Origin of the sequence: Anabaenopsis elenkinii CCIBt3563, from assembly GCF_015245355.1 — a bacterium.
In the GTDB taxonomy this organism is placed as follows: Bacteria; Cyanobacteriota; Cyanobacteriia; order Cyanobacteriales; family Nostocaceae; genus Anabaenopsis; species Anabaenopsis elenkinii.
In genome coordinates this window covers 3,345,706-3,364,333 of sequence record NZ_CP063311.1, presented here as the reverse complement: position 1 = coordinate 3,364,333, position 18,628 = coordinate 3,345,706, and the positions used below count along the sequence as shown (strand labels likewise).

The following is an 18,628-nucleotide window of genomic DNA, read 5'->3' as shown; positions in this document are numbered from 1 at the left end:
CTACCATCTGCTGCTAAGGGTGTTTGCTCAGAAATGTATTGCCATGTAACATAAGTATCAGACCAATCAAAAATCTCATCATCTGAGATGTAAATAGCGTCATACCAATCTCTTTCTGCTGTTCCTATTCCCTGATTAGTGACAGTCCAGGATACCTCTATGGTACTACCTATGTTAGCTGATGCTGGTGCGGTGGCGGCACTGATGACTAAATCTGGTAAATCAACTTCGTTGATGGCAATGGGAACTGCAAGGGTATTATTAGTCTGATCTGTTTCATATTGTCGGTAGTAGTAGTTGTAATTGTCAGGATTAGTCACTACTAACAGATAATAATTACCCGCCTCTATATAATAGGGAATGAATATATTGCCTGTTAAGCTGTAACTTGCACCTATTGCCAAGGGGTTATTATTACCAGCCCAGAAACCGGACAGATAGCGATCGCGATCATCCCATATGTCATCAGTGGATAGGTAAATATAATCATACCAAATTTGTTGGGTTACCAGGGTTCCCTGGTTGGTCACAGTCCAATCTACTTCTACAGACTCACCCCAACCTGCGGTACTAGTGGAAATGGTTGCTGCTGTGACTACTAAATCTGGTAAATCCCCCTCGTTAATTTCAATCCCTTGAGCCAAAACATTATTAGTAATATCCGACTCGTATAGACCATAATAGGAATTTGTCACTACCAACAAATATCCACTACCTGTAAACCCAGAGGGAACTGTGACTGTCCTTGAAGCTGTATAACTCTGCCCAGGAGCTAGTTGTTGATTATAGTTATAATAATCACCTACAAATATATCATTCTCATCAAAACTCTCATCTAAGGAAAAATAAATCCTATCCCGCCACCCATAGTAGTTTGTCCTAGTTGTCTTACTACCTTGGTTAGTGACAGTCCAGGATATTTCCTGAGTTTCCCCCCACCTCACAGATTCCGCCGCAGTAATTGATGTGACAACTAAATCTGGTAAATCACCCAATAAATCAGAAGCATTGACCTGTACTGCTTGGACTGCTAGACTATCTTGTCTGTCTGTCTCTAATTGGTCACTATAATTATTGGCAATAACTAAAATATATCCAGTTCCGCTAAATCCGGGGGGGACGGTAATTACAACAGAGCCAGTGTAACTCTCACCTGGTGCTAATCCGCCTTCATATTCGTAATCACCTAAGTAAAAGTCATTGCCCAGCTGGTCATTAAGTGAAAAGTAAACTTCATCATACCACCGTCTTCTCCTGGTTGCTGTTTCACCTTGGTTGGTGACCGTCCAAGAAACCTCATAGGTTTCGCCCCAAGTTACTTCTGTGGGAATTGTCAGGGAACTAATCACTAAGTTGGGTTGGTTGGAAGCACTAGTTACCATAGATAAATCACCTTTTCCTAAAATATCTGTGAGCTACAAAAGTCAAGGGTTGTCCTATCCCTGAAGTTGAAAATGTAAATTTAATCAGTTACTATACGGGGCTGTTTTTGTTATGGCCGATGGCGATCGCACTATTTGCGGAATATTTGGAGATGTCCGCACCAGATGTCAATTAAGTACTTTGTAATTTGGTGAAACTGCCAAGCGAATCATTTAGCCAGTAGTATAACCTATCACACTTCTCAAAGATCCGCTGTGATATCAAAATTAAGTAAATTTTTTTAAATAAAACTCTTGGGAAATAAAAAAGGGAACAGGGAACAGGGAACAGGGAACAGGTAAGGGAGAAGGAGTAAGGAGTAAGGAGTAAGGAGTGAGGGGGAAATTGGTGTTTACTTCATTAGACACACACCAAAGTCCACAATAAATTAACGTTGTAGCCGATAGTGTAAAAACACCTCTTGCTGGACTTGATGCACTTCTAAAAGTTCTAACTTGGGGGCTAATTGTGATAAAAATCCCTCACCTTCTACTGGCGTAGGCGCAGATGCACCACCTAAAATTAGTGGACACACTGTTAACCACAGTTCATCAATTAAATCTAATTGCAGGAGAGAAGCCACTAATTCCCCGCCCCCTAATACTGCTAACCGTTTTATGTCTAGGGATCTCAGGTGTGACAAAGCAGCAGATAGGTCTACATTGCCCGTGGGTGTGTCAAAAATCAGAATTTGATCAAATTTAGCAGGACAACCCTGTAAGGCTGTTAACTCCCTTGTGGGTGGTGTCTGCTGGGTTTTTGCCCAAGCATCTGCTCCCATGGTTGTGGTGAGTAACCAGCGTTCAATAGGCTGTTGGAAAAACTTAATTTCCGGATGAATTGCGGCAGATTGTGTAAGGACTATATGAAGCGGTTGAGGGGGTTTACCCTCTTTGATGCGATGTTGCAACAGAATTGGTTGTGATACGGTAAGTGTTGTACCGTAGGCGCGAATAGTGCCAGCACCTAATAAAACGGCATCAGCAGCAGCGATTTGTTTTTCCAGGTGTGCTTTATCAGATCCTGAGCCAAAACGAGCAGGTGATCGCCTAAAATCTGCTATCTTGCCATCTGCACTCATGGCCAAAACTACTGTAGTATGAGGACGATGTTGCATATGGGATTAATGTGACAGTTTGGAAATTTTGCTTGTTAGTAAATTGATTTGCTAAAAAATATTTGCCCCCGGCTACTATTGAGCAATTTCATACTATATCTATATGCAACAGCATTCACATTTACATTTAGCTCATAGGAGTTTTGGTATGTCTGATTTCTGGTTATACGTTCATGATTTACAACTTTTGGCAGTTGACAAGAACACCATTATAACTTAGCAGAATATCTCTTTGAGCTGTTCTAATTGCACATCGTTAGTTTTGTGGTTTACAGATGCGAAGTGAGATACTCGATGGCTAAGGCTCGTCAATCATCCTTTCGACGTATTTTAGTAACAAGAATTTTGCTGTTGTTTGTCCCAGTGATATTGCTCGGGGAAATCGTGGCTTTGAATAAAGCCAGATCTAGCCTATTAAAAACCGCCGGCGAAAATCTTACAGAGAGTGCTGTCTTTAAAAGTGAAAAAATAGCTAATGCGATCGCTACCCTCAATACTCACTTATTGATTCTTAGTCAAACAAGAGTCATTCAGTCCGGTTCTTCTGCTCAAGTAGAAAAATATCTTACTGAAGTAGCAAAACAATTACCAAGTCACATTGACTGCTTACAATTAACTAATATACAAACAAGTAAAATTATTGCCAGTAGCTGTGGTCAGCAACCAATTGCCGAGTTACAATCATCTATTCCTCAGCAAACAGGACAAGTTAATATACAAAAAGTATTACCGCCAAAATTAGGAACCACAGGTCAAATAAATCGGAGTAATCAACTGCAACTGCTACTATCTACCCCAGTCAACAACCCCAGTGGGCAAGTGCGGTATACATTGAGTATCAAATCAGCACTATATCAACAAACAAGAAATCAACCAGGTTCCTTAACAGGCTCTACTATAGTTATTTCTGAAAATGGGATAATCTTAGCACACCCTTCACCGGATTTGGTTGGTAGTAATATTCAAGAACACCCAGATGCTCGCCAACTGCAAGAAATTGTTAAAAATGCCTTAGCTGGCCAAAGTAATTCGGTCAATTTAGCATCTCAAGAGGGTACAGAATTCATAGTGGGTTACAGGGCTATTGTTAATCCCATCACAACACAACCGGGTAAAAAATGGATAGTTCTGGCTGTAACCACTGTCGATAATGCCCTCCTAGGTTTAGAAGAAATTAAACTCATCCTCATCGTTTTAACAGTTGGTTTAATAGGTGCTAGTTTGTTAGTATCCCTATATCTAGCCCCCTATTTAGCCAGTCCTGTAGAACAATTGCGAGACTATGCTCTGCATCTTCATAGCCACCACGCCGCACAACCAGTACCGCGAAATTTCCAAATTCGGGAGTTTAACCAACTGGCCCAAGCCATAGACCAAATGGTTGAGAGACTCAAAGCCTGGGCGGAAGAACTAGAAATTGCCTGGAAAGAGGCAAAAAGTGCTAACCAGATCAAAAGTCAGTTTTTAGCTACCACTTCCCATGAGTTGAGGAATCCACTTAATGTGATTATTAATTGTGTGCGGGTGGTTCACGATGGCTTGTGCGATAGCCGGGAAGAAGAAATAGAATTTCTGCAACGTGCCGATGAAACAGCTATTCACTTGCTAGGTATTATTAATGAGCTGCTTGATATTTCTAAAATTGAAGCAGGTAAGCTCTCAGTAGTTACAGTACCTATTGATCTGCGACAAATACTGCTGGAAGTGATTAATTTACAATCAGTAAATATTCAAAACAAAAGTTTGCAGTTAAAAACTGATTTAGGTACTGATTTGATTCCTGTAGCAGCAGATGCAGCAAAGTTAAAGCAGGTAATAATTAATATCATTGGTAATGCGACTAAGTTTACCGACCAAGGAAGCATTACCATTGCTACAGCCATTTCCAAATCTAGTCATCATAAATCTCAGGTGATCATCAGCATCACAGATACGGGTCTAGGTATAGAACCTACCCAGCAGCACAAACTATTTCGCCCCTTTGTGATGTTAGATGGAGGAACTACACGCAAGGTAGAAGGTACGGGACTAGGATTAGCTATTTCGCGGAATTTAGTCGAACTTATGGGAGGGAGTATTACTCTTGAAAGCGCAGGTATAAACCAAGGTACGACGGTGAAGATTACATTACCGATGATTGATAGTGCTTTATTAACTGGTGCAGCTGCAAAAGAACCTGTGATTAACAGTTCTGGTTCTCCAGATCAGGGGACTAGGGGTTACCTGAGTCGTCATTAGTCAATCGGCACTCGCCAGATTGACGATGTAATGAGATATATAGTCGGATTTACTGATTTTCAGGTTGAGATATAGCTAAAAAAGCTACTTTTGCCGCAGCTTGCTCCGCAGCTTTGATTGAGCGTCCTTTACCTTCACCTAATTTATTGTCATGAAGCCAAACTTCGGCGGCGAAACGCTCTTGATTTTGATTTGGTTGATTAACTTCCCTGACTCGGTACTCAGGTAAAACTTTAAATTCTGCCTGTGTCCATTCTTGCAGAGCTGCTTTGTAGTTGAGTCTGGCGGGGTCGCTGCGAATATCCGTGGCTAACTTTTGCAAGTGGAAATCTAGCCAAGGGCGAATTAATTCCAGGTTGTTTGTGCTCAGGTACAAGGCACCTAGAACAGCCTCAAAAGCATCTGCTAATCGTGATTCTTGACCAATTTTATCACTGGTAGCACTACCCGCTACAAGTAAGTATAATTGAAAACCATACTCCCTCGCCAATTGTGCGAGGATGCGATCACTGACTAACACTGAACGAATGGCAGCAAAATCCCCTACTGGACAATCAGGATAGGTTTCCCATAAAACTACCGCCGCCGCCAGTCGCACCACCGCATCACCCACAAACTCCAATTGTTCATAATTTGCCGATTCCGAAACACTAGGATGAGTCAGAGCCAAATCCAACAGTTCCCACTTAATGGGTAAACCTGGTGGTAAACCTAACTTTCTCACTAAACTTTCGAGCTGTCGCTGACGGCGGGGATAAACAAGTGTCATTAAAAGGGATGGGGAAATGGGGGATAAAAAAGAGGGGAGAGAGTCGGACATAAGCCGGGTTCTGTTCTCGCCGAGTGTTAAAAAACACCTTTGAGGGCAGTTATCTATCTGGGACGCTTGTTACCAAACGCCTCTAGCGGCTCTCATAAATGGAAACTGGTAAAAGACCAACCTTAGTTTCCCTTGGCCTTGCTCCCAACCGGGGTTTACCGAGCCACAACCTCTCGGTTGTGCTGGTGCGCTCTTACCGCACCTTTGCACCCTTACCTTTAAAAAAGGCGGTATCTTTCTGTGGCACTATCCTCGCGATCGCTCGCACTGGGCGTTATCCAGCAAGTTTGGGCTTTCGGGAGCCCGGACTTTCCTCAAACCAGTCACTCTGACTAATCTGCAACCGCCTGCGCCTACTCTCTCCCTAAATCCAGTGTAATCCGGGATGGTACAATGTGTGTGGTGGGGATTACTTATTTTTTCTTCCAAGGCAAAGCATAAGTCCAGGGTACTTTTCTAATAGTGAAAGGACAATTGATAATACAAGTGGGAGGGATATCCACACCCGGGGCTAGACCCACACGTAATTCCGAGATGCGTAACACTAGCTGTAGTGAAAATGTCAACTCCTTTCTTTCCTTCATAAAATCGTTATATAACTTTTTTTGCGGTCCACCACCTTTACTAAGTGCTGTGATATTAACTATGGGTTTGGTAGCACAGTAAGTTCCTGTGGAGGCATCACGGTCAAAAACATCTTCTGCTGTGACCGTTTCGGAAAGAGTTTTCTGGGGAGCAATTAGGCTAGGACTTTGTGGTACACCTAAGTCACGGGTTAAGTCAGGTGATTTGCGAATGACTCGACGTGACTGCTTGGTATGTTCCACTACTAAAGAGCTATTGTCCCAGTCTACATATATGGCAATATTATCGGATTTATTTTCAATACTCAGCGATAAATCTTTGACATCGTCTACGGGATACAAAGATTTAAATTTAAAAGAAATCCCCAGTTTGTCCAGGAGATTTTGTTCTTTGAGTTGTTGATCAACCGCTGCTTTTTGAAATTCAAATTTTACTTGATCATCAATAGACTCAACCATACGATTAAAGACGTAAGCAACGCCAATAATATAGAGGGTCAAAATAACTAAATTTTGGTCGCCACTCCTCATATTACAGTTTTAAGCAATAGGAATTATTTGACCAGTATACCAGTGCCGTGCCAGCCCACTGCCCAGGCCAGACTAGTAGAAGATGAAAAAAACAGTTTGCCTTGATTCAGACAAACTGCACCGGACAATATTGACATTCAGCAACACAGACTAGAACATACCCATGCCGCCCATGCCGCCCATACCGCCCATGCCACCCATGCCGCCCATGCCGCCCATGCCGCCCATGTCAGGAGCAGGAGCTGCGGGTTTCTTCTCTGGTTTTTCGGCGACAATGGCTTCAGTAGTCAAGACCATAGCCGCAATAGAAGCAGCATTTTGCAAAGCTGAACGCACAACTTTCGCAGGATCGATGATACCAGCAGCAATCAAATCCTCAAACTTGCCAGTAGCGGCGTTGTAACCAATATTGCCATCGCTGTCCTTGACTTGAGAGACAATCACAGAACCTTCCCCACCAGCATTATCTACTATTTGACGCAGGGGAGCTTCTAATGCGCGCTTGATAATATCCGCGGCAATTTTTTCTTCTTCGTCAAGGGTTGCTTTGATGGCGTCTATTTTCTTAGTCAAGTTGATTAGGGTCGTACCACCACCGGGGACTATCCCTTCTTCCACAGCAGCTTTAGTGGCGTTGAGCGCGTCTTCAATCCGTAGTTTGCGGTCTTTGAGTTCGGTTTCTGTGGCCGCACCCACTTTAATGACTGCGACACCGCCTGCTAGCTTGGCAATGCGTTCTTGGAGTTTTTCGCGATCGTAGTCAGAATCAGTTTCTGCCAATTGCTTACGAATTTGAGCAACTCGGGTTTGTACCTCTGGTTTGGTTTCACCAGCTGCCACAATTGTGGTGCTTTCTTTGTCGATGGTGATTTTGCGGGCAGTTCCTAGCATTTCTAGAGTAGCAGTGTCTAGGCTTAAACCGATTTCTTCAGAAATCATCTGTCCATCGGTGAGAATAGCGATATCTTGTAACATCGCTTTGCGGCGATCGCCAAATCCTGGTGCTTTGATAGCGGCCACAGCCAGCACACCCCGTGCTTTATTGACTACTAAAGTTGCTAGAGCGTCTCCTTCTAAGTCTTCGGCAATAATCAGTAGGGGTTGACCCAGACGGGCTACTTTTTCCAACACAGGAACTAAATCCTGGATGCTGCTGATTTTTTTGTCGGTAATCAGGATGCGGGCGTTTTCAAATTCTACGATTTGCCTGTCGTTATTGGTAATAAAGTAGGGAGAAATATAACCCCTGTCAATCTGCATCCCTTCTACTACTTCCAGTTCTGTTGTGAGGGATTTGGATTCTTCCACAGTGATCACACCGTCTTTGGTGACCTTTTCCATGGCTTCGGCAATCATTGCGCCGACTTGTTCATCATTACCGGAGGAAACAGTGGCCACTTGAGCGATCGCACTTCCTTCTACTGGTTTTGCCGCCTTGGCAATTTCTTCTACCAATACTTCAACAGTTTTGTCGATTCCCCGCTTTAAGCTGATGGGGTTAGTACCAGCGGCGACGTTCTTTAAACCTTCTCTAATCATCGCCTGTGCTAAAACTGTGGCGGTGGTAGTCCCATCACCAGCGATATCCTTGGTTTTGGATGCCACTTCTTGAATCAGTCTTGCACCGGTGTTTTCTAAAGGATCTTCTAATTCAACTTCTTTGGCAACTGTGATCCCATCATTAACGATTTGGGGGGCGCCAAATTTTTTTTCTAAAAGGACGTTACGACCTCTAGGTCCCAAGGTGATTTTCACCGCGTCAGCTATGGCGTTAACACCTTTCTCTAGCGATCGCCGTGACTCTTCATCAAAGGAAATAATTTTTGCCATGTTTTATCTCTCTAGTCGTTCCATTAGACAATTTAGCACTCACTAAACCAGACTGCTAATCACCAAACAGCTCAGATTATAAATGCAAATTCCCAAAATTGATTAATATTACAGTTGATACTCATATAGGAAAATGCAGTAATGCTTAACTTGGGGGATGAATATATACAACTTTCTTAAATCCCTCGGCATTGCCGAACCTAGCGGCTCCGGCTGGTTGGCAGTAGTCTTGACATTTCTGTTGGCTTGGCTGGTAACGTGGCGTTTGATTCCCACAGTGCGGAAATTTGCCTTGCGGGTAGGTTGGGCTGACCAACCAAATGCACGACGACTTAACCAGCAACCTTTACCCAATGCGGGTGGTTTAGCTATTTATGCGGGAGTGATTGCCGCTATGGTACTAGCTAGCCTATTGCGACCTATTGCCCTGCAAAGCGTGCTGGCTCAAGTTTTAACTATTCTACTAGGGGGTTCCATCCTAGTGCTGGTTGGTTTTATTGATGATCAGTTCGGTTTACCGCCCTCTGTGCGGCTATGTACCCAAATTGTCACGGCATTGTTACTGTATGCTAACGGCATCAGTATTGATGTTGGCTTTAACACGCCGATAGACTCGCTGTTTTCCATGGCGGTGACGGTACTTTGGGTAGTAGGTATTACTAACGCCATCAATTTGATGGACGGTATGGATGGGTTGGCAGGGGGAGTGAGTTTTATCACTGCCATGAGTTTGTTAGGGGTTGCTGCCCAATTTCCCAATCGGGCAGCGGCTATTTTAGTCCTGGCGGCTTTAGGGGGTGCAGCTTTGGGCTTTTTACGCCATAACTTCCACCCCTCAATGATTATTATGGGTGATGCCGGTGCATACTTTTTTGGTTATGTTCTATCTGCAACCAGTATTTTAGGTAACCTACAACAAAATACGATTTTTGCCCTCGGACCAACGATTTTATTTCTCATATTGCCAGTATTGGATACTACACAAGTGTTTATCCGCAGGTTATTGGCAGGAAAAAACCCCCTGAGTACCCCTGGCAAAGACCACATACATCACCGCCTACTGGCCTGGGGATTTTCCCAGCGCCATGCTGCGTTGACTCTGTGGAGTATCAGTTTAGTTTTTAATTTGGTGGCCATGAGAATACAAGGCATGACTGTGCTGGTGATATTTACCACTGCTATTAGTATTGTCATGCTCTTGACTGTTACCATCTGGCAAAGAACCTGAAGCCATTCTTGATTACATTACCATGCCGCCATCAACGTTAAAGACTTGTCCAGTAATGTAAGCAGCACCAGGATCAGCAGCTAGGAAGCGCACCATACCAGCTATTTCTTCTGGTTGACCGTAGCGACCTAGGGGGATAAATTTCAAAATATCTTCGGTGTTGCTGAGTTTACTGGTCATATCTGTGGCAATAAAACCAGGAGCAACGGCATTAACCGTGATTCCCCGAGAAGCGAGTTCTTTGGCTATGGTTTTAGTAAACCCGATGACCCCTGCTTTGGCAGCGCTATAGTTGGCCTGACCAGGGTTACCCATTTGTCCAGCTACGGAGGAGATGTTAATAATGCGTCCAGAACGTTGTTTGAGCATGATTTTACTGGCTGCGCGGGTGCATAAGAATACACCTGTAAGGTTGAGGTCAATCACTGCTTGCCAGTCTTCTGGCTTCATGCGTAAAAGCAGCGTGTCGCGTGTAATACCGGCATTATTGACAAGAATATCAAGGCGCCCGAACTTTCCCATGGTGGCGTTAAATAATGCCTCTACTTCCTCAACCTTTGATACGTCAGCTTTGAGGGCAATGGACTGACCACCGGCGGCATTAATTTCTGCGACTACAGCGTCAGCAGCGTCGCTAGAACTAGCATAATTAACTACTATACTCGCTCCTTGTGTAGCTAGTTCTAAGGCGATCGCTCTGCCAATTCCCCGTGAAGCACCTGTAATAATTGCAACTTGTCCCTGTAAAATCTCCATAAATTATTCCTTTTGCCTTTCAAATCACCGCGCTAATGATCTTATGGTGATTTGTGCCTATAATTGTAGGATTTTAGATTTAGTTGCTTCCTCAATCAGACATCTATACCTTTGGGAAGATTGGGAAATTGAGCAACAATAAAAACAAAATGATGATATGCCGATTCTGTAAGGTACACATTACCATTAAAAGCAATCAATAAAGATTTGGTGTGTGTCACATGGCGACAAAAAAACAATTCAACAGTTTTGAAGAGATGTTATCTGGTTCTGATGTACCAGTATTAGTAGATTTTTATGCTGATTGGTGTGGTCCTTGTCAGATGATGGTACCAATTTTAGAGCAAGTTAACGCCCGATTACAAAATCGTTTGCGTGTTGTCAAAATTGACACCGAAAAGTATACCATGTTAGCAAGTCAGTACCAAATTACTGCCTTACCGACATTGATACTGTTTAAGCAAGGTCAGCCAGTCGAGAGAATTGAGGGAGTGATGCAAGCAGAACAACTAGTACAACATCTGCAAAATTTCATATGAACTACCCACAGTTGGCTTCGCCTGAACTGTAGGTTTCTACCTCCCTCAGTTCGTTTTTAGCAAAACTTTCTGTAGATTTTTGTCGCTTCTTTGCCCCTAGTTGCCGCATCGATCCAGCTTGCTGGATCGATACGGTAGAGCTAGGCGACTCTGCAACTACGAAGCCAGTTCCTGACTCCGGTAGAATTCCTTTTCCCCAGTAAAGCATTACTTCTGCTGCGGCGATGTCGCGGTCTTGTGTATAACCACAAACACCACAATTATGCACCCTCATATCAAGTGTTTTCTTGTGTTGATGACCGCATTTAGGACAGGTTTGGCTAGGTTTTACTTTCTTGGTGGGAACTTCTACAAATACACCACCAATCTGCTCAACTTTGTACTTGATGGTACTGCGAAGCATCCCAAAACCAACATCTAGTATTGACTTATTCAAACCTGCTTTTTGTTTCTTACCCTTGCCTTTTTTAGCTTTACTGGTCATGTTCTTGACTTCTAGTTTCTCAGTTGCAACGAAGCTATTACCGCGTACAATGTCTGTTGCAACTTGATGTACCCAATTTTGACGCTGGTTAGCAACCTTACGAATTAGTTTACTAACCTTTGATTGAGCTTTTTTCCATCTCCTAGAAGCTTTAATTTTTTGCTTCCTATTTGGGGCGCGTTTTCGTCTTTTATCCTTGGATGCTTTCTTGATTTGATGTTCAGCGGTTCTCAAAAACTTAGGAGCCTCAATCTGTTGATGATTCTGACCATCAGTAATTGACAACCCTGCATTACAACCTAAATCTATACCAACAGCACCAGTTGGTAAAATTTCTGCCTTGAGAACTTGGTCTAAAACATCTACAGTAATCGATGCGTACCATTTACCATGACGATAAAGGATAGTACAAGTAGTGGGAGTTCCCCAATACTTAGCTTTACCCCGCATCTGAATACGTCCGATTTTAGACAGATTCAAATACCCATTTTCGCCGTGGGATTCTACTGAATACCCAGATTTAGCCGGATATGTCCAACCTGAATAATGTAGAATTGATTTGAATTTAGGACGTTTACTTAAACCTTTGAACCAACGTTCAAAAGCATAATCTACGCGTTTTAATGTGGCTTGCAGAGATTGAGAGTTAATTTCCTTATACTCTGTCCACACTTCTTTGAATGCAGGTAAACAATTTTGTTGCTCAAAATAATCAACCTTATGGTTGAATTTTTGATATTGAGTAAATCTGTTATATACAGCAGCGTTAAAAATGTCTTTGTGAAGCTTTCGGTGATACCTCAAAGACTGTTCTATCTGCTTATTTGGGTATAGCCTGAAAGTCATCCGCCTTGTCGCCACTGATTTATTTTCCTCCTGCAGGTATTTTGTTCTATTATATTAGAAATGATGTATATGTTTGTCAATTGGTTGTAAGAAAAGGTTCTCACTCGGTTTTCTCTGTTCACCTACACTTGGTGTTTGTAACTAAATATAGACGGAAAACAATAACTACAACAATATTGGAGAGACTACAAGAAATATTTGCTAATGTTTGTGTAAAAACCAAGTGCAGACTAATTGAATTTTCACCAGAAGTAGACCATGTTCATCTGCTAGTTGATTTTCATCCAGATAACAATTTATCTTCTCTTGTAGGCAGATTGAAATCAGCATCCAGTAAAATTATCCAAAAGGAATTTTCAGAGGATGTTTGATCAGTCATGATTAGTGTATCAACTATTGTTTCACCCCACCCTCTCCTTGCAAGGGTAGGTTTTTAATATGATCTGTGAAGGCAAGACTAGGAAGACAAGGAAGGAAAGTGGACAAGGAAGATTTTATACGGACAATGGTCTTTTAAGGGGCTATTTTTCTTACTAAAAATACAGACTTTGTACTGTTTTTCTCCCTTGTCACCTTGTCCACCTTGTCCACCTTGTCTTGTCCTTGTAAGGGGAGGGGACTGGATTTTATTGTTTCGGAGTGTCCCCCATTCCCTGTTCGGTGTGTTCCCTGTTCCCTAATATAAAAATTACCTGTTTAATACTTTCCAAACATCCTCTCAGAATATCTATCTAATTTTTATAGAAAACCTGTTTTTTGGTCGAGTTCATATTATGTTGCTTCTACTTGTTGCTTCTTGAGAAAATCAAGCAATATATACAATCTCAAGATGCGCCTAACAAGTAATTGTCAATTACTCAAATCCCCTGAGCACTCTCTGAACTACGTTCAGATACATTTTAGAGGTTTTCGTAATTTCCCACTATTCATCCCTACCTTGCTTCGCTGAAGATAGGGACTTTCGTGTTAGCGTTAAAATTGGGTAGACTTCCCCATATAAGAACGGGGGGTTTTACCCTAACCACAACGGCGATCTACTGACGAAGATGGAAATGTAGGATGGGAGGTAGTCCCCAGCAGCAACTATGGAATATTTATATTACCTGGCCAATGCCAGTTTAACCTTGAGAATTGTACAACATCTCCACGCCAGACCTCAGATACCTGTTTCTTTCGTGAGCGTAATACATCAAATTGACGGCTGGGTAGTAAGGATAAAATTAACAGAGGCAATTTCGCCCCAACAGGATGGGGACTTTCGGGCTTTTCTCAATGAATTAGGAATTAGCTATACACCACCAATGCGGGTGCAAATGGCACTTTGGAGTTTACAAGCCGGACAATACCCTGTAGAGGTAATGCGGCGCTACCAAGTGGCGATCGTCTCCCATGGTAACCCCGAGAAAGAAGAAATTGAAGCCTTCCGACAACAATTCGTCCGGGGGTTGGGTTACTGTCCGGAAACACTGGCGTGAATGTTAATTCCAGACCATCAGTCCTCGACAGAACAATCAAAAGCTGCTGGGAGATATTCTTGCAAATAAAATTGGTATCCATCCGCTGATAAGCTAGCTAAAGGTTCTGGAATCAATGTAATTCTAGTCGGCTGTTTTGATATTTGCCGAGAGTAAACAAGAGCAACGTCAAAGCGAGATGGGTAGTCAGCTTTATGAGGATACTCAGCTAAAAATATTTTGGCAGTCCGCCAAATTTTAGCCTGTTTTTTGGGTGTGATGGCACTTTTACCCCCTGCATCCCAACTTCCGCGACTACGGGTTTTGACTTCCACAAATGCTAGTTGGGGTAATTGGTGAACAAACAGATCACCTTCACTACCTAGCTGTTGCTCCTGAAACTGGGCGATAATGTCGATTTCCCCCCAACTACTGGAAAAACGACGATGCAAAATAGTCCAGCCTCTAGACTGTAACCATTGTGCTACTAGGTCTTCTCCTAATTCACCAATATCGGGATAATGAGAGGAAGGAGGGTTCGCCATTGGTTAAAAATATGATGAATAGTAGATTAAGTCAGGAAATTGGGACTAGCATACTCGTTGTATTGCTTGGTGTCCTAGTTAGCATCACAATAATTGTAGGGTATACGCCAACAGCTGTAGCCCTGGAATATAACAAAGAGATATTGACAGAGTCTGACTTTTCTGGACGTGATTTGACAGACTCTAGTTTTACTAAAGCTAATCTCCGCCAGAGTAACTTTAGCCATGCGAGTTTGCGTGGTGTCAGCTTTTTTGCGGCGAATTTAGAATCGGCAAATTTGGAGGGTGCTGACCTGTCCTTTGCTACTTTAGATTCAGCTCGACTGATTAAAGCTAATTTGACTAATGCGATTTTAGAAGGTGCGTTTGCTGCTAACGCTAGGTTTGACGGTGCGATTATTGATGGGGCGGATTTTACTGATGTTCTGCTGCGTCCCGATGAGGAAAAAAAATTGTGCCAACTGGCTAAAGGTACTAATCCCTTAACAGGAAGGGATACACGGGATACATTGTTTTGCCAGTAATCTGCTTTTCAAAATTTAAAACTCGCTGGTTCTGTGATATGAGAACATTAGAGATTATAAATATGTCACAAGACAATTCATGCAGTTTTAATTAAAATGACACAAGATCAGAAATCAACAGTCGTGATCACAGGCGCTTCCTCTGGGGTGGGCTTGCAAGCTGCAAGAGCACTTTCCCAAAAAGGATGGTATGTGGTGATGGCCTGTCGGGATTTATCCAAGGCAGAAAATGCTGCTAAGTCTTTGGGAATGCAGCCGGACAGCTACACAGTCATGCATATTGACTTAGCTTCTTTAGATAGTGTTCGGGAGTTTGTCAAGGATTTCCACGCTACTGGTAAGTCTTTGGATGCTTTGGTTTGCAATGCGGCAATTTATATGCCTTTAATCAAGGAGCCATTGCGCAGCCCAGAGGGATTTGAACTGACTGTGGCCACAAATCACCTTGGTCATTTCCTGTTGTGTAATTTGCTTTTGGAAGACTTGAAAAATTCCCGATCTGCGGAGCCACGCTTGGTGATTTTGGGAACTGTTACCCATAACCCGAAGGAGTTGGGAGGAAAAATTCCACCGCGTCCAGATTTGGGTGATTTGAAGGGTTTGGCTCAAGGGTTTAAAGATCCAATCACGATGATTGACGGTAAGAAGTTTGAACCCGTGAAGGCTTACAAGGATAGTAAGGTGTGTAATGTTTTGACTATGAGGGAGCTACATAGGCGTTATCATGAGTCACACGGGATCACTTTTAGCTCTCTTTATCCTGGTTGTGTGGCCACAACTGCTCTGTTTAGAAATCACTATCCTTTGTTTCAGAAGATTTTCCCAGTTTTCCAAAAGTACATTACTGGCGGGTTTGTGTCTGAGGAGGAGGCTGGCGATCGCGTAGCTGAGGTAGTTAGTGATCCTGCATATAATCAATCTGGTGCTTATTGGAGCTGGGGAAATAGACAGAAGAAAAACCGTAAGTCATTTCTGCAAGAGGTCTCTAATGAAGCTAGTGATGATGACAAGGCTGAAAGTCTGTGGGATTTAAGTGCCAAGTTGGTAGGATTAGTTTAGACTTTTGCTAAGTTGAACTACAGATGAACAAGCTTCATCTGTGGTTTTTTTTATATTTTGGGAAATACCCGAGATAAATCTAAAACTAAATTAGCAAACCCGGATAATGTGATTTTTTCCTCTGGTAAGTAAATTAATTTGCGGCGATAGCCAAATTTATCTTGTAAATCTTGATAAGGTTGACTGTAACATTCTAGATGATTATCTAGTAAATTAAATATCCAATAATTATTAATATGTGCTTTGGCATAAAGAGGTAATTTTATCTCTTGGTCATATTTCAATGAGGAATCAGCAACTTCAATTAATAGCAATATATCAGATGGCTGAGGATGACCAGAAAGGTAATTATCATCAACATTACGAACAATGGCTAAATCTGGCTCAGGTTCACTGTACTCAGAGATGATAATTGGTTGTTGACCTCTGACTAAAGCGCTGTCTCCTAAAACCTTGATTAACTCCCTTAATAAAAGAGTTTTACAAACGGAGTGTGGTGTACCTTTAGCGACCATTTCCACTATTTCTCCTTCAATTAGCTCAAATCGGTCATCCTCTGCAAAAAAACCGAGTTCTGCTAGACGGTGATATTCATCGACGCTGAAGCGTTTAGCAGTATTTAGGTTCATAAAAGCTAAGGTGATACAGGTTTATGTTGATTGTAATAGATTAGGGCGGATTAATGGTATTCCAATTCTCAAAAATTTCTTGAGCAGTTGTAATTCTCAGCATGAAATTACAGCAAATCTGTAATGGGAAATAGGCGTTGGCTCTCTAATTCCTGTAGTCGGATTTTTTCGGTGTAGAAAGATTGGTAATCTGATTCTGATCCGGTTTTTTGCCAGACTTCCAAAAAGTAACGACAGCGTTTTTCTATTAATACTCTCTCCATACAGGCGATCGCAGATTGGACTACTTGGGGTGTCCGCAGAATTTCTTTCTGAGTTTTTTCAGTCAGATGAAATAAATGGGAAATTACCTCGATTGGTGCTGATAATTCTAAATATTTATTTTGTAAACTTGATATTAAATCTAGTTCCTCTCCCATTAATTCTAAAATATTCTGCCACAATAATCGATGGTGGGAAAGGCTAAATTCTAAATTCCTTGCTTCTAAGGTCTGGAAAATAGCCTGGCGCTGTTCGGGACAGTGCAGATAAATTCTTAGGAGTAAGGCTTCTGCTAATTCTAAAAGACTTTTATTTTCTGAAATAAGATCCGGTGTAGGCTTAGGACTATCCCATTTCTTCTGAGGGGGTAAGGGTTTATTTGTGATGACTCTAGTGGGCGCAATTTGAGTTAACAGATTTTCCACTCGTAGGGGTATGAGTCTGGTGTCACCTAAGCTGAGAATTTCCGCACAGTGAGAGATGTAATAGTTTCTGGTATCACGATTATCTATATTTTTCAGTAATTTAACAAATTTTTCGCTGACCTGCTGAAAGTCGGTAGCTTTTTTTAAGTCTCGATTTTGAATAATTTGCTCAATCTGCCAATTCAGCCACAGTGGCGCAGTTGCTAGCAGTTGTTTATACTCTTGGGGTGTATGACTATATAAGTATTCGTCAGCATCTTTACCATCGGGAATATTCAGAATCTTCAGTTGCATTTCCCCTTTATATGCAAGTGCGGCTATTTCCCCAATGGCCCGTTCAGCAGCGATATTACCTGCTTTGTCAGCATCAAAGTTGAGTATTAATTCTTTAGATTCGGTGTAGCGTAAGATTAACCGCACCTGTTCTATGCTTAAGGCTGTACCCAGGGAAGCCACAACATTAGTAATACCAACAGCATGGAGGGCGATCGCATCAAAATATCCTTCTACAACCACAGCTTGATCACATTGGCAAATTCCAGTTTTAGCTTGGTCGAGGGCAAATAATGTTTTACCCTTACTAAAAAGCTCAGTGTCTGGTGAGTTTAAATATTTTGGTTGCTCATCAGATAGGGTTCTAGCACCAAAAGCAATTATCCGCCCTTGAACATCGCGGATGGGAATCATCAAGCGATCGCGAAACACATCATAATAACCGCTTCCCCCCTGACGGGGCTTAATTAATCCGCCTTTCTCCAGCAATTGTATGGGGTAGTGTTTATCTTCCACCAGATAGCGTTGTAGAGTTTCCCACCCCGGGGGTGCATAACCTAACCCAAATTGCTGAATTGTTTCTTCCCGGATTTGGCGATCGCGTCGTAAATATTCATATGCTTTTTCTCCCTGACTCTGTCTGAGGGCGTGTTGATAAAACTGTGCTGCTGAAGCCAAAACCTCATACAACTGCTCACGTAAAGAAATATGACGTTGTAATTCTTGACGTTGTTCTGGTGCGAGAGTTTGGATAGGAACTTGATAACGTTGTGCTAAATCTAACACAACTTCCGCAAAAGACTGTTTTCCCACGTCCATTAAAAACTTAATGGCATTTCCCCCAGCTTGACAGCCGAAACAATAATACATTTGCTTGGTTTGACTGACTGTGAAACTGGGACTTTTTTCATTATGGAAGGGACACAAGCCCACAAAATCTTTACCACGCTTGCGTAAAACCACGTACTGTGAAACAATATCAACAATGTCAGCACGTTGTTTAATTTCCTCAATTGTATCCGGGTGCAAACGGGGAATTTGCATTTTAGTTGATTATTTTGTA

16 protein-coding genes, 1 other RNA gene and 1 pseudogene are annotated in these 18,628 nt (G+C 42.3%); 7 read left to right on the top strand and 11 right to left on the bottom strand.

Annotated features, from left to right (window positions below):
- Window positions 1-1,382: CARDB domain-containing protein (locus IM676_RS14690; RefSeq protein WP_200987578.1), on the bottom strand; the 1,382-nt coding region annotated here is incomplete at its 3' end.
- Between the two features lie 428 nt (window positions 1,383-1,810).
- Complete coding sequence (locus tag IM676_RS14685) at window positions 1,811-2,539, bottom strand: RibD family protein (RefSeq protein ID WP_200987577.1); 729 nt, start codon at window positions 2,537-2,539, stop codon at window positions 1,811-1,813.
- 294 nt (window positions 2,540-2,833) lie between these two features.
- On the opposite strand from IM676_RS14685, the gene IM676_RS14680 reads away from it, so the two are divergent.
- Window positions 2,834-4,777 carry an ATP-binding response regulator gene (locus IM676_RS14680; RefSeq protein WP_200987576.1) on the top strand — a complete coding sequence of 648 codons (1,944 nt, stop codon included), beginning with the start codon at window positions 2,834-2,836 and terminating at the stop codon, window positions 4,775-4,777.
- Window positions 4,778-4,826: 49 nt separating this feature from the next.
- On the opposite strand, the gene rnc is transcribed toward IM676_RS14680, so the two are convergent.
- From rnc to groL, 4 genes are all read right to left on the bottom strand, one after another.
- Complete coding sequence (gene rnc, locus IM676_RS14675; RefSeq protein ID WP_200987575.1) at window positions 4,827-5,546, bottom strand: ribonuclease III; 720 nt, start codon at window positions 5,544-5,546, stop codon at window positions 4,827-4,829.
- Window positions 5,547-5,581: 35 nt separating this feature from the next.
- Window positions 5,582-5,957, bottom strand: an RNA gene (gene rnpB / locus IM676_RS14670) — RNase P RNA component class A.
- Between the two features lie 53 nt (window positions 5,958-6,010).
- Window positions 6,011-6,712, bottom strand: a complete 702-nt coding sequence (locus tag IM676_RS14665; RefSeq protein WP_200987574.1) for a hypothetical protein — start codon at window positions 6,710-6,712, stop codon at window positions 6,011-6,013.
- Between the two features lie 150 nt (window positions 6,713-6,862).
- Window positions 6,863-8,542 (bottom strand): chaperonin GroEL, encoded by a 1,680-nt coding sequence (gene groL, locus IM676_RS14660; RefSeq protein WP_200987573.1) that lies wholly within the window; start codon window positions 8,540-8,542, stop codon window positions 6,863-6,865.
- Between the two features lie 157 nt (window positions 8,543-8,699).
- Here groL and IM676_RS14655 point away from each other — a divergent pair, with 157 nt between their 5' ends.
- Window positions 8,700-9,770, top strand: coding sequence for an MraY family glycosyltransferase (locus IM676_RS14655; protein ID WP_200987572.1), 1,071 nt, complete (start codon window positions 8,700-8,702; stop codon window positions 9,768-9,770).
- 12 nt (window positions 9,771-9,782) lie between these two features.
- On the opposite strand, the gene fabG is transcribed toward IM676_RS14655, so the two are convergent.
- Window positions 9,783-10,526: a 3-oxoacyl-[acyl-carrier-protein] reductase gene (gene fabG / locus IM676_RS14650; RefSeq protein WP_200987571.1), complete on the bottom strand. Its 744-nt coding sequence runs from the start codon at window positions 10,524-10,526 to the stop codon at window positions 9,783-9,785.
- A gap of 221 nt (window positions 10,527-10,747) precedes the next feature.
- On the opposite strand from fabG, the gene trxA reads away from it, so the two are divergent.
- Window positions 10,748-11,065 carry a thioredoxin gene (gene trxA / locus IM676_RS14645; RefSeq protein WP_200987570.1) on the top strand — a complete coding sequence of 106 codons (318 nt, stop codon included), beginning with the start codon at window positions 10,748-10,750 and terminating at the stop codon, window positions 11,063-11,065.
- A gap of 1 nt (window position 11,066) precedes the next feature.
- Here the strand turns inward: trxA and IM676_RS14640 are convergent, their stop codons facing one another.
- Window positions 11,067-12,395, bottom strand: a complete 1,329-nt coding sequence (locus tag IM676_RS14640) for an RNA-guided endonuclease InsQ/TnpB family protein (RefSeq protein ID WP_200990228.1) — start codon at window positions 12,393-12,395, stop codon at window positions 11,067-11,069.
- Window positions 12,396-12,475: 80 nt separating this feature from the next.
- On the opposite strand from IM676_RS14640, the pseudogene tnpA reads away from it, so the two are divergent.
- Together tnpA and IM676_RS14630 are read left to right on the top strand one after the other, a co-directional pair.
- Window positions 12,476-12,763 (top strand): annotated as a pseudogene (gene tnpA / locus IM676_RS14635) (IS200/IS605 family transposase); the annotation flags it as partial.
- A gap of 717 nt (window positions 12,764-13,480) precedes the next feature.
- On the top strand, window positions 13,481-13,870 hold the full coding sequence (locus IM676_RS14630) for a hypothetical protein (protein ID WP_200987568.1): 390 nt from the start codon (window positions 13,481-13,483) through the stop codon (window positions 13,868-13,870).
- Between the two features lie 17 nt (window positions 13,871-13,887).
- On the opposite strand, the gene IM676_RS14625 is transcribed toward IM676_RS14630, so the two are convergent.
- Window positions 13,888-14,394 (bottom strand): YraN family protein, encoded by a 507-nt coding sequence (locus IM676_RS14625; protein ID WP_200987567.1) that lies wholly within the window; start codon window positions 14,392-14,394, stop codon window positions 13,888-13,890.
- 14 nt (window positions 14,395-14,408) lie between these two features.
- Between IM676_RS14625 and IM676_RS14620 the strand changes: the two genes are divergently transcribed.
- Both IM676_RS14620 and IM676_RS14615 read left to right on the top strand, forming a co-directional pair.
- On the top strand, window positions 14,409-14,918 hold the full coding sequence (locus tag IM676_RS14620; RefSeq protein WP_200990227.1) for a pentapeptide repeat-containing protein: 510 nt from the start codon (window positions 14,409-14,411) through the stop codon (window positions 14,916-14,918).
- Window positions 14,919-15,014: 96 nt separating this feature from the next.
- A complete protein-coding gene (locus IM676_RS14615) occupies window positions 15,015-15,977 on the top strand; it encodes a protochlorophyllide reductase (protein WP_200987566.1) in 963 nt (320 codons plus the stop codon).
- A 50-nt stretch (window positions 15,978-16,027) separates the two neighbouring features.
- Here the strand turns inward: IM676_RS14615 and IM676_RS14610 are convergent, their stop codons facing one another.
- Window positions 16,028-16,606: a Uma2 family endonuclease gene (locus IM676_RS14610; RefSeq protein ID WP_200987565.1), complete on the bottom strand. Its 579-nt coding sequence runs from the start codon at window positions 16,604-16,606 to the stop codon at window positions 16,028-16,030.
- Between the two features lie 107 nt (window positions 16,607-16,713).
- Window positions 16,714-18,609 carry a DNA primase gene (gene dnaG / locus IM676_RS14605; protein WP_200987564.1) on the bottom strand — a complete coding sequence of 632 codons (1,896 nt, stop codon included), beginning with the start codon at window positions 18,607-18,609 and terminating at the stop codon, window positions 16,714-16,716.
- Window positions 18,610-18,628 lie beyond the last annotated feature (19 nt).